This window comes from Micromonospora sp. KC721 (assembly GCF_004348355.1).
Lineage (GTDB): Bacteria > Actinomycetota > Actinomycetes > Mycobacteriales > Micromonosporaceae > Micromonospora.
In genome coordinates this window covers 1-11554 of record NZ_SMJY01000192.1, presented here as the reverse complement: position 1 = coordinate 11554, position 11554 = coordinate 1, and the positions used below count along the sequence as shown (strand labels likewise).

Here is an 11554-nt window from a genome sequence, read left to right as displayed (position 1 = left end):
GGCCGGGGCGGGTGTTCAGCGAGAGCGGCGTAGGCCGAGCCGGCGCAGCTCCAGCGCGGCGAGTGCGTCGACGGTGGCGTCGTCGCCGCGCCGCCACGCCTCGGCCACGTCCGGGGCGATTCTGGTCAGTCTGCCCAGCGGCTGGCCGGTCAGCGCGCGCAGGGCCAGCAGGTCCCGACCGGCCGGGGCGCCGGCGAGGGCCTTCGCCGAGGTGGCCCGGCGCATCCAGCGCAGCCGAAGCGGCAGCCAACCGAAGAGCACCAGCCCCAGCGGGAAGACCAGCACGGCGAGGCTCAGCGCCAGGGCGAGCTGACCGACCAGCTCCTGCTGGTCCCGACCGGCCTCGGCCATCGCCCGCGCGGCACCCGCCGCCCGCTCGAAGGGCCCGGTCAGCTCGTCGCCGACCAGCGGTACCCGGCCGACCTTGCCACCGGCCTCGGCCAGGTTGTCGGCGAGGCCACCGCTCGCCCCCTCCAGCTTCTCCCCGGGTACGGCGAGCTGCTGCACCAGGTCGTGCAACCACCGGGCGAACCGGATCGCCGCGTACACCCAGACGACCACGAGCAGGTCGGTGAGGAGTTGGCGGAGGAAGACGGGATAGCGATCAGCGTAGATCTTCACGTCGGACAGCCTGCCACGGCACGGCCGCCCCCGCACCGGCCAGCAGGCGCGGCCGATCAGCCGGCGCACTCCCGGCAGGTGCCGAAGATCTCCAGGGTGTGGCTGACGTCGGAGAAGCCGTGCTGGGCTGCCACCCGATCCGCCCATGCCTCCACGGTCGGGCCGGCCACCTCGACCGTCCGGCCGCAGGCCCGGCAGACCAGATGATGGTGGTGCCCCTCGCTGCACCGGCGGTAGAGGTGTTCCCCGCCGGGCGGGCGCATCACGTCGATCTCGCCCGCGTCGGCGAGCCCCTGCAACGTCCGGTAGACGGTGGTCAGCCCGACCCGCTCGCCCCGGTCCCGCAGCATGGCGTGCAGGTCCTGCGCGCTGTGGAAGCCCTCCACCTCGGCGAGCAGGGCGCTCACCGCCGTCCGCTGCCGGGTGTTGCGCAGCGCCGCTCCGTCGCTCATGCCGCTGCCACCTCCCTGCGGTCGGCGGCGGCCCGAGCCCCGGCCGCGCCGATGATCCGCTCGCTGTGCCCGCTCATGTCCGTGCTCCCTCCCCCGCGTGGCTGACCGCGTCGGCCACGATGTGCGCGACGTGCTCGTCGACCAGGGCGTACGCGATCTCACGGCCGCGCCGGGAGCCGCGCACCACCCCGGCGCCGCGCAGCACCCGCAGGTGCTGAGAGACCAGCGGTTGGGGAGCGCCGAGCGTCTCCACCAGTTCGTGCACGCACCGCTCACCCTGTGCCAGTTCGCTCACGATGGCCAGCCGGATCGGGGCCGCGAGGGCACGCAGCAGCTCACCCGCGCCCTCGTAGGCGTCGTACCCGTTCCTGCCGGTCACCCTGCAACGGTAACCAATACCGCGGACAGGCTGCCGGGCAGCGTCACCGCAGGACGACCTCGTGCGGTTCGGGGTGCGGCGCGGCGGCCGGAACGGCGCGGCGGCGCAGCACCCGCCAGGCCGCCGCGGCGACCGCAACCACCAGGAAGGAGGCGATGGCCAGCAGCACCACCGACGCGCCGGGGGCGGTGTCGGCGGTCGCCGCCACCCAGACCCCGGCACCGGCGGCGAAGAGGCCGAGCGCCATGGCCGCCGTCATGGTGCTGCGGAAGCCCCGGGTGACCTGCTGCGCGGTGGCCACCGGCACCACCATCAACGCGCTGATCAGCAGCACGCCGACGGCGCGCATGGCGATCGTGACGGTGACCGCGGTGGCGACCGCCAGCAGCAGGTTCAATGTCCGCACCGGCAGCCCGGAGACCCGGGCGTACTCCTCGTCGTGACAGACCGCGAAAAGCGCCGGCCGCAGCGCCAGCATGGTGATCAGGATGGCCGCGCCGAGCACCGCGATGGTGGTCAGGTCCTGTGGCGAGATGGTGGTCAACGAGCCGAACAGGTACGCGTTGAGGTTGGCGCTGGTGGCGTCGGAGAGCCCGACGAGCATCACCCCACCGGCGATGCCGCCGTAGAAGAGCAGCGCCAGGGCCAGGTCGCCGGAGGTGCGCCCCCGGGCCCGGACCAGTTCGATGGTGATCGCGCCGAGGGTGGCGACGATCACCGCGACCAGCACCGGGGAGCGGTTGAGCAGCAGCCCGGCGCCGACACCGGTCAGCGCCACGTGCCCGACCCCGTCGCCGATCAGGGCGAGCCGCCGCTGCACCAGGTAGATGCCGAGCGCCGGGGCGGCCAGACCGATGACCAGGGCGCCGATCAGCGCGCGCTGCATGTACGGGTACTGGAAGAGTTCCATGGTCAGTTGCTCCACAGCCCGGCGGGCTCGTCGGGGCCGTGCGGGTGCACGTGGTCGTGGTCGGGCTCCGCGTGGTGCCCGGCGGGCTCGGGGACCGCGCCGTCGTGGGCGATACCGCCCTGGTGGACGACCACCGCCCGGCTGATCAGCGGGCGCAGCGCACCCAGCTCGTGGGCGACGAGCAGTACGGTGCCGCCGTCGGCGACGAAGGCGTGCAGCGCCGCGGCGAACGCCTCCTGGCTGGCCGCGTCCACCCCGGCGGTGGGCTCGTCGAGCACCAGCAGCTCCGGCCGGCCCGCCAGCGCCCGGGCGATCAGGGTGCGCTGCTGCTGACCGCCGGAGAGGGTGGCCACCGGGTCGCGGGCCCGGTCGGCGAGCCTGACCGCGTGCAGCGCCGCGTCGACGGCCTCCCGGTCGGCGCGGCCGGGTGGACGCAGCACTCCGCGCCGGGCGAGCCGGCCCGAGGCCACCACCTCCCGCACGGTGGCGGGTACGCCGCCGCCGGCGCCGAGCCGTTGCGGGACGTACCCGATGCGCTGCCACTGCCGGAACCGCCGCAGCGGGGTGCCGAACAGTTCGACGGTGCCGGCGGCCAGTGGGACCAGCCCGAGCGCCGCCCGGATCAGGGTGGACTTGCCGGAGCCGTTGGCGCCGAGGACGGCGACGACCTCTCCGGCGGTGACGGCCAGGGAGACGTCACGAAGCACGGGGCGGCCGTCGTAGCCGACCACCCCGTGCGTCACGGTGATGACAGGAGATGTCACGAGCAGCTCAACGCCGTCCTCAGGGTCGCCAGGTTGGTACGCATCACCGAAAGGTAGTCCCCGCCGTTGTCGCTGGACAGTCCCTCCAGCGGGTCGAGCACGGCGGTCTTCGCGCCGACCTCGGTGGCGATGGTCTCGGCGACCTTGGGGCTGACCAGCGTCTCGAAGAAGATCGTGGTGGCCTTGTGCTCCCGGGCCTCCTCGGCGACCTCGGCCAGCCGCTTCGGGCTGGGCTCGTTCTCCGGGCTCAGGCCGGCGATGCCCACCTGCTCCAGCTGGTAGCGGTCGGCGAGGTAGCCGAAGGCGGCGTGGCTGACCACGATCTCCCGGCGCTGGCAGGTCTTCAGCCCGGCGGCGAACTCGGTGTCGAGCTTCGCCAGGTCGCCGCGGAGCGTCGTGGCCCGGGCGGTGTAGTCGGCGGCGTGGTCCGGGTCGGCCTTGCCGAGCCGTTCGGCCAGCTTGTCGCCGACCGTGGCCAGCCGGGTGGGGTCGAGCCAGAGGTGCGGGTCGAGCCCGCCGGCCTCTTCCTCCTCGGCGTGGCCGGCCTCACCCTCGCCCTCGTGGTCGTGGCCGCCGGCGGCGGCGGTCAGCAGCGGCTGCACGGTCGCCACGTCGAAGGCCCGGTCGCCGGCGTTCTGCGCGACGGCCTCGTCCACGGCCGGCTGGAAACCCTTGAGGTAGACGACCAGGTCGGCCTCGGCGACCTGCCCCACCTGGCCCGGGTTGAGTTCCAGGTCGTGCGGCTCGGCGCCCGGCTTGGCCAGGTTGGTTACGGTGACCGCGTCCCCGCCGATCCGCTGGGCGAGAAACTGCAGCGGGTAGAACGCCGCGACCACGTCGACTCGTTTCGGCTGCTGCGGGTCGGCGCCGGCATCCCCGGAGGAGCAGGCGGCCGTGCCGCCGAGGGCGAGCAGGGCGGTGACGGCGGCCAGGGCGCGGGGAGCGGAGCGGAGGTTCATGGGATCCACTGTCCGTGGGAACGAGAATGATTGTCAAAAACGCATGATTGCATGTCAGAGCAGCTTCGCCAGCGCCACGGCGACCAGGAGGGTCAGCATCAGCAGCCGCACCACCCGGGCCGGCGGTGCCTGCACCGGCCAGGTCGTCGCCGTCAACCAGACCAGCCCGGCGGCCAGCGCCAGCAGCAGCACCCCGCCGACCGGACCGGGCGCGAAGAACGCCACCAGGACCAGCACCAGCGTGGCGAGGAACACCGACGTCGGGTTCGCCCGGGCCAACCGGGCCAGCAGGGGGCTCTGCGTACGCTGCATTCCACAGACTCTACGAGGAGGAACCCGGTGCAGGTGACCAACCGGTTCGTGGTCGACGTCGATGCCGCCGACGGCTTCGTCGACCGGGCGCACGCCGCCCTCACCGCCCTCGCCGCCCGCCCGGGCTACCTGCGTGGCGAGCTCCTGCGGGCCCTCGACGACCCCCGGCACTGGTGTCTGCTCACCGAGTGGGAGTCGGTCGGCGCGTATCGGCGGGCGCTGGGCGGTTTCGACGTCAAGATCACCGCCGTGCCGTTGCTTGCCGAGTCGCTCGACGAGCCGTCGGCGTACGAAACGCTGGCCAGGGCCGCCCCCGCCGGCGAGGTGGTGGTCACGGCCAGCGATCGGGCCGCGCGTCCGCACCGCTGAGCGGCCGGCACTACCCTGCAACCTATGAACCCACCCGGCCCGGCAGTGTCCTCGCCGTACCCCGACCCGCCCGGCCGGGGCGAGACCCCACCAACGGGGGAGCTGCCCAGTTCGCCGCCCGCCGGGGGCACGCCGCCCTCGTCACCCGCGGGCATGCCCACCCCGCCGGCCGGGCCGGGGGTCGCCCCGCCGTTCGCCGCGCCCCCCACCGAGGGTGGCCGCAAGCGGCTCTGGCTGGGGCTCGGCGTCGGCGCGCTCGCGCTGCTGATCTGTTGCGGCGGAGGCGGCACCGCCCTGGTCGGGTTGAGCGTGAGCAGCATCCGGGCCAGTGAGGAGCAGGGCCACGCGATCGCCGACGAGTACTACGGCGCGCTGGTGCGCAAGGAGTACGGCAAGGCGTACGACACGCTCTGCGACGCGGTCCAGCGGCGCGAGTCCCGGTCGCAGTTCGTCCGCCGGGTGAGCGACGAGCCGGCGGTGGCGGGGTACCGGATCGGCGAGGTCGACCCGAACACGCTCACCGTGCCGGTGGAGGTGACCTTCAGCGGCGGCGGGCGGGACACCCAGACGGTGACCCTGGCCCCCGACCCGCAGACCGCCGGGCTGGAGGTCTGCGGGGTCAACTGATCCGCCCCCGGTATTCTCCTGGGTTCGGGATGCCGCTGGCCGTACCGTTGTCCCGAACTGTTCCGCTCCATCCACTCACGTCCCCGCCGACCGCCAGCCGGCGTAGGAGGAAACATGCCAGCCGACCGTATCGACGCCGTCGTCAGCCTCGCCAAGCGCCGGGGCTTCGTCTTTCCCTCCAGCGAGATCTACGGAGGCACCCGGTCGGCGTGGGACTACGGTCCGCTCGGCGTGGAGCTCAAGGAGAACGTCCGCCGGCAGTGGTGGAAGAGCATGGTCCAGCAGCGCGACGACGTCGTCGGTCTGGACTCGGCGGTCATCTTGGCCCGCAAGGTCTGGGAGGCCAGCGGTCACCTCGCCGAGTTCGTCGACCCGCTGACCGAGTGCCAGTCCTGCCACAAGCGGTTCCGCGCCGACCACCTGGAGGAGGCGTACGCCGAGAAGCACGGCAAGCCGCTGACCTCGCTGTCGGAGCTGAACTGCCCGAACTGCGGCAACAAGGGCACCTTCACCGAGCCGAAGATGTTCAACGGCCTGATGAAGACCTACCTCGGCCCGGTGGAGAGCGACGAGGGCCTGCACTACCTGCGCCCGGAGACCGCCCAGGGCATCTTCGTCAACTACAACAACGTGGCGACCGCCGCGCGCAAGAAGCCGCCGTTCGGCATCGCGCAGACCGGCAAGTCGTTCCGTAACGAGATCACTCCGGGCAACTTCATCTTCCGGACCCGCGAGTTCGAGCAGATGGAGATGGAGTTCTTCGTCGAGCCCGGCTCGGACGAGCAGTGGCACGAGTACTGGCTGCAGGAGCGCTGGAACTGGTACCTCGACCTGGGCCTGTCGGCGGAGAACATGCGCTTCTACGAGCACCCGAAGGAGAAGCTGTCCCACTACTCGAAGCGCACCGTCGACATCGAGTACCGGTTCCAGTTCGGCGGCAGCGAGTTCGCCGAACTGGAGGGGGTGGCCAACCGCACCGACTTCGACCTGTCCACGCACAGCAAGCACTCCGGCGTCGACCTGTCGTACTTCGACCAGACGCGCAACGAGCGCTGGACGCCGTACGTCATCGAGCCGGCCGCCGGCCTCACCCGCGCGGTGCTGGCCTTCCTGCTGGAGGCGTACGACGAGGACGAGGCCCCGAACACCAAGGGCGGGGTGGACAAGCGCACCGTGATGCGCTTCGACCCGCGGCTGGCCCCGGTCAAGGTGGCGGTGCTGCCGCTGTCCCGCAACGAGGCGCTCTCGCCGAAGGCGAAGGGGCTGGCCGCGCAACTGCGCAAGCGCTGGGTGGTGGAGTTCGACGACTCGCAGGCGATCGGCCGCCGCTACCGCCGCCAGGACGAGATCGGCACCCCCTTCTGCGTCACCGTCGACTTCGACACCCTCGACGACGACGCGGTGACGGTGCGCAACCGGGACACCATGGCCCAGGAGCGGGTCGCCCTGGACCAGGTCGAGCGCTACCTGATCGAGCGCCTGCCGGGTTGCTGAGCCCGGATCACCGGCGGCCCCGTTCCAGCGCGAGCGGGGCCGTCGCCGTATCGGCCGCCGTCCGTGCCCGACCGGTGGTTGAGGGGGTGCGTGATCTTGTGCGAGCATTCCCGGCGTTGATCTCATCACGGGAGCGTCCGCATGACCCAGTCGCCACATGACCACGACCCGCAGCGGCGGCGACTGCTGCGTCGCGCCGCCACGGTCGCCAGCACCACGGCCGGCGCGGGTGTCGCCGCCGCCGTGGGCCTACCCGCCGCCGCACAGGCCGCGCCGGGCGACAGCCTGATCATGGGTACGACCAATGACGCTGGCGTCCAGACCACCACGCTGAACGCCAGCGAGGGCATCGCCGCGCTTTCACTGAACAACACCGAGGGCGCGGCGTTGCGGCTGGTGCCGAGCTCGAACCTGTATCCGCAGGTGCTCGAATCCGAGATGGGCACGATGGCCGTCGATGACCAGGGTGACCTGTTTATTCGAGCTGGCATCGACAGTGATGATGGTGCTACGAGTGGCTGGGCGTGGACCTCGGAATGGGCGACCATGTCGGTGGCCATGAGGCCGGTGCGCGTGCTGGACACCCGATCCCCGGACCTTCGCCGTCGGATTGTCGCCGGTAGCGCCAACCTCGACCCGGCGACTGGCAAGCTGAAGCCGGGCGGTCCCATCGTGGTGGCCCTGGACGAGTACGTGCGGAACGGCTACGCCATGAAGGGCAATGTCACCGTTGTCGGCATGACCGGTCCCGGTTTCCTCACCGTCTGGGGTGGCGACACAAAGCCCACGGCTTCCACGGTGAATTGGTGGACGTCCGGTCAGATCCTCTCCAACTTCCTCTTCACCAGGCTGGGTGCCAGCGGTGCCTTCCGAAATGTGATCACGATCCAGGCGACGTCTTCGCCGACGCACGTGATCGTGGACCTGACGAGCCTGTTGGTCGGTCATCCCAGCCAGATCGTGTCCGGCCAGGCGTAGGCGGATCTGGTGTTTTCCGCGCTCTACCGGTCACCGCTGCCCGTGACCCACCAGTCCCAGCCCTTCCACGTATTTCACGGGGGAACGAGATGAGTTCGTCAGCCTCTGACCGGTCCGCGTCGCGTCGCAGCCTGATCCGCCGCGCCGCCGTCACCGGTGGCGCGGCCGTCGCCGCCACCGCCGTGAGCGCCGTCAACGCCGCGCCGGCCAGCGCCGACACCGGTGATCCGGTCAGCATCGGCCAGGTCAATGAGGGCTGGTGCACCACCATCACCAACGCGGCGCCGGACGGAGCGGCAACGCTCGTACTGCAGAACGACGTGGGTGCGAGTCTGCGTCTGAAGCGGCAGGAGGTGACGCGGACCGTCACCGGGGGTGTCTACCCCACGACCGCTGGCCTCGGCGTGATCATCGATCAGTCAGGGCAGCACCGGAAGCACGAGGCGCTCACCACCGCCAACGCCACTATGCTGGTGCCGATCCCGCCGACCCGCGTTCTCGACACCCGTAGTCCGGCCGGTCGGGCCCGGCTGCTGGAGGGCGGCGGGCGGATCGATTCGCAGGGCCGGGCGACCGCCGGCACCTTTCTGGTGGTCCACCTGCGGGACATCGTGAACTACGGCGACGGCATGATCGGCAACATCACGGTCGCCAAGACCGAGAAGGCCGGCTTCGGCACCGTCTTCGGCCGGGGCGATCTCCCGGACGCGTCCACCATCAACTGGTTCGGCCCGGGGCAACTCCTCTCCAACGGTGTGATCACCCAGCTCGGGTCCTACGAGACGGCCGCCGGCGAGTACTACGAGGACGTCGTGGCGATCTACGTACAGAAGAGTGCGGCGGCGGTGATCCTCGACGTGACCGGGCTCCTCGTGTTCCATCCTGAGTCCGCCGTCATCAACAACCCGAAGACCCTCTCCGGCGGCGACGGGGTTCGGGCTCAGGTGATCAAGGAAAACGCAGAGCGGGGCAAGCGAGCGGTGCAGGCCGGTGCGTGACCACGGGACCGAGGAGAACAGCATGACCACCGCGGACGAGACGAGCGCGGCGACGACCCGCCGGCGGATCATCAAGAGCGGAGTGGTTGCGGGCGTCGGCGTCGGCGCGGCGGCAGTCGTCGCCTCGCCAGCCAGCGCCGCTGCCGGCGATCCGGTGATCATGGGTGCGGTCACCAACGACGCCGGCACGGCGGAAACGGTGCTGGTCGGTGGCTCCTCGGCCAGCCCCACCCTGGCGCTGAACCCGCCGGCCGGCCGGCCGGCGCTGCAGATCATGCCCGTCTTCGACCAGGATGTTCCCGCGGAGCTGCCTACCGGCTCGCTCGCTTACACCCACGAGGGTGACCTGGTGATTGGCGGCAAGGCCGGTACCAAGCAGTACGTGAGCACCTCACGGTGGGCCAACCGGACGGTGGCGATCCAGCCCAAGCGGATCCTGGACACCCGGGCCCTGCCATCGTCGACCATCTACGACCAGTACATCGCGGCCGGGCGGAGCAGTGTCGATAGCACCGGCAGGCTGCGGGCGAACAGCTTCATCCACCTGTCGTTGAGCAACCTGTCGGTGGCGTCGACCGGTCGGGCCGTGGGCGTCTACGTCAACCTGACCGTCGCCGGCACCGTCTCGGCAGGCGTGCTGAGCGCCTACCCCGCATCGACCTCCGGGCGGCCGTCGACGTCATCGCTGAACTGGTGGGGGCCCAACCAGATCCTGTCCAACCTGGTAGAGGTGCAGCTGAGCCCTCTCGATGGTCGTAACTACTGCTTCACCATCTGGGTGAACGCCGCCACGTCGGTCATCGTGGACGTATCCGGCCTGATCATGTCCAATCCTGGCACGTACTGACCGTACGCCGGTCGCCGTCGCGGTGTGAGTTCGCGCAACCTCGCGGCGGCGACCGGCCACCGGTGGCTGGACCACCGCCCGGGGCGTGGGATTCTTGGGTACGTGACCAGTTCCGCCGTTCCCGTCGTCCGCCGCCCGCTCACCCTCGGGCGGCACCAGGTGTGGCCGCCGGTGGTGCTCGCCCCGATGGCCGGCATCACCAACGTCGGCTTCCGGCAGCTCTGCCGCGAGCAGGGCGGCGGCATCTACGTCTGCGAGATGATCACCACGGTCGCGCTGGTGGAGCGGAACCCGAAGACGCTCCGCATGATCGCCTTCGGCGCCGACGAGCAGCCACGCAGCCTGCAGCTCTACGGCACCGACCCGGAGACCACCGCCGCCGCCGTGCGGATCGTGGTGGAGAAGAACCTCGCCGACCACATCGACCTGAACTTCGGCTGCCCGGTGCCGAAGGTGACCCGCCGTGGCGGCGGCGCGGCGCTGCCGTGGCGGCGGCGGCTCTTCGCCCGGCTGGTACGGGCCGCGGTGGACGCGGCGTCACCCGCCGGGGTGCCGGTGACCGTGAAGATGCGCAAGGGCATCGACGACGAGCACCTGACGTACGTCGAGGCGGGGCTCGCCGCGCAGGACGCCGGGGTCGCGGCGGTCGCCCTGCACGGGCGTACGGCCGCCCAGCGGTACTCGGGCACGGCGGACTGGGACGCCATCGCCGCCCTCAAGCAGGCTCTCGACGTGCCGGTGCTCGGCAACGGCGACATCTGGGAGGCCGACGACGCGCTGCGGATGGTGGCGCACACCGGCGTCGACGGGGTGGTGATCGGCCGGGGCTGTCTGGGCCGGCCGTGGCTCTTCGCGGATCTGGCCGCCGCGTTCGACGGCCGCCCCGAGCGGCGGCTGCCCGCCCTCGGCGAGGTCGCGGCGACCATGCGCCGCCATGCCGAGCTGCTGGTCGACCAGTTCAGCGCCGGTGCGCGTACGCCGGCGCGGGGTGAGCGGGACGGCTGCACCGACTTCCGCAAGCACGTCGCCTGGTATTTGAAGGGTTTCCCGGTCGGCAGCGACCTGCGCCGGGAGTTGGCGATGGTGGAGAGCCTGACCCAGCTCGACGACCTGCTCGGCAAGCTCGACCCGAGCGTGCCGTTCCCGGTGGAGGCGCTCGGCCAACCCCGTGGCCGCACCAACTCGCCGGGCAAGGTGTTCCTGCCCGACGGCTGGCTGGCCAGCCGGGACGACGACACCGTCCCCGAGGGTGCCGAGCTGGCCGACTCCGGCGGCTGACGCCGGGTACGACGAAGGGCCGGCCCCCGGGTGGGGGCCGGCCCTTCGTCGTGTTCTCGGTCAGTGGGAGTAGCCGCGGGTGGCGGCCCAGTCGGCGAGGGCGTCGATGTCCATCTGGTAGCTGGCCGTGGCCGGGTTGGCCGAGTCGGCGATGGTCACGATCTTCCCGCCGTCGCGGTAGCCGGTGACGCTGATGTAGTGCCCGCCTTCGAAGGAGTGCACCCCGCCGTCGGTGTCGATGGCGGTACCGGCGATGTTGACCACGACGCCCCGGCCGTCATCGATGGCGGCGACGATGTCGGCGCGCATCGTGTCGGTCTGCTTGTCGTCGGCCTTCGGCGTCTTGATCTCGACGCTGCGGTAGGCGTCCTTGCCGGTTTCCTTGTTCAGGACGGGGGTGATGTCGTTGATGCTGTTGGTGCCGTTCTCGGTGGTGCCCATCCGGTTGGCCATGACGTCGACGTCGATGGTCTTGCCCTGGACGGAGAGGGCGTTGCGGGCGGCGGCGGGGCCGCAGTAGTAGAAGTTGGGCTGGGCCTCGTAGTCGACCTTGAGCTGTCGTTCGC

Annotated in this window: 15 protein-coding genes; 7 read left to right on the top strand and 8 right to left on the bottom strand. The window is 71.4% G+C overall.

Going from position 1 to position 11554, the window contains the following annotated elements; genetic code table 11:
* Positions 1–15 precede the first annotated feature (15 nt).
* The 7 genes from E1182_RS25035 to E1182_RS25005 form a co-directional block, all read right to left on the bottom strand.
* Entirely contained in the window at positions 16–621 is a 606-nt protein-coding gene (locus E1182_RS25035; RefSeq protein ID WP_132269641.1) for a hypothetical protein, read from the bottom strand.
* Positions 622–677: 56 nt separating this feature from the next.
* Positions 678–1073, bottom strand: a complete 396-nt coding sequence (locus E1182_RS25030) for a Fur family transcriptional regulator (RefSeq protein WP_132269638.1) — start codon at positions 1071–1073, stop codon at positions 678–680.
* Between the two features lie 73 nt (positions 1074–1146).
* Positions 1147–1452, bottom strand: a complete 306-nt coding sequence (locus tag E1182_RS25025) for a metalloregulator ArsR/SmtB family transcription factor (RefSeq protein ID WP_132269635.1) — start codon at positions 1450–1452, stop codon at positions 1147–1149.
* A 43-nt stretch (positions 1453–1495) separates the two neighbouring features.
* Complete coding sequence (locus tag E1182_RS25020; RefSeq protein ID WP_132269645.1) at positions 1496–2362, bottom strand: metal ABC transporter permease; 867 nt, start codon at positions 2360–2362, stop codon at positions 1496–1498.
* 2 nt (positions 2363–2364) lie between these two features.
* Complete coding sequence (locus tag E1182_RS25015; RefSeq protein WP_132269632.1) at positions 2365–3126, bottom strand: metal ABC transporter ATP-binding protein; 762 nt, start codon at positions 3124–3126, stop codon at positions 2365–2367.
* Positions 3123–4085, bottom strand: a complete 963-nt coding sequence (locus tag E1182_RS25010) for a metal ABC transporter substrate-binding protein (RefSeq protein WP_132269629.1) — start codon at positions 4083–4085, stop codon at positions 3123–3125. Before E1182_RS25010 ends, E1182_RS25015 begins: the two co-directional genes overlap by 4 nt.
* 54 nt (positions 4086–4139) lie before the next feature.
* Positions 4140–4397 (bottom strand): DUF6703 family protein, encoded by a 258-nt coding sequence (locus tag E1182_RS25005; protein ID WP_132269627.1) that lies wholly within the window; start codon positions 4395–4397, stop codon positions 4140–4142.
* 27 nt (positions 4398–4424) lie between these two features.
* Between E1182_RS25005 and E1182_RS25000 the strand changes: the two genes are divergently transcribed.
* From E1182_RS25000 to dusB, 7 genes are all read left to right on the top strand, one after another.
* Positions 4425–4766 (top strand): antibiotic biosynthesis monooxygenase, encoded by a 342-nt coding sequence (locus E1182_RS25000; protein ID WP_132269624.1) that lies wholly within the window; start codon positions 4425–4427, stop codon positions 4764–4766.
* A 153-nt stretch (positions 4767–4919) separates the two neighbouring features.
* Positions 4920–5393: a hypothetical protein gene (locus E1182_RS24995; RefSeq protein WP_132269643.1), complete on the top strand. Its 474-nt coding sequence runs from the start codon at positions 4920–4922 to the stop codon at positions 5391–5393.
* Between the two features lie 114 nt (positions 5394–5507).
* Entirely contained in the window at positions 5508–6887 is a 1380-nt protein-coding gene (locus E1182_RS24990) for a glycine--tRNA ligase (protein ID WP_132269622.1), read from the top strand.
* Positions 6888–7028: 141 nt separating this feature from the next.
* Complete coding sequence (locus tag E1182_RS24985; RefSeq protein WP_132269620.1) at positions 7029–7865, top strand: hypothetical protein; 837 nt, start codon at positions 7029–7031, stop codon at positions 7863–7865.
* 89 nt (positions 7866–7954) lie between these two features.
* Complete coding sequence (locus E1182_RS24980; protein WP_132269618.1) at positions 7955–8863, top strand: hypothetical protein; 909 nt, start codon at positions 7955–7957, stop codon at positions 8861–8863.
* Between the two features lie 22 nt (positions 8864–8885).
* Positions 8886–9710 carry a hypothetical protein gene (locus E1182_RS24975; RefSeq protein WP_132269616.1) on the top strand — a complete coding sequence of 275 codons (825 nt, stop codon included), beginning with the start codon at positions 8886–8888 and terminating at the stop codon, positions 9708–9710.
* Positions 9711–9812: 102 nt separating this feature from the next.
* Positions 9813–10988 (top strand): tRNA dihydrouridine synthase DusB, encoded by a 1176-nt coding sequence (gene dusB, locus E1182_RS24970; protein ID WP_132269614.1) that lies wholly within the window; start codon positions 9813–9815, stop codon positions 10986–10988.
* 60 nt (positions 10989–11048) lie between these two features.
* Here dusB and E1182_RS24965 read toward each other — a convergent pair.
* Positions 11049–11554 (bottom strand): C39 family peptidase (locus E1182_RS24965; protein ID WP_132269612.1); only part of this gene is annotated, 506 nt, incomplete at its 5' end.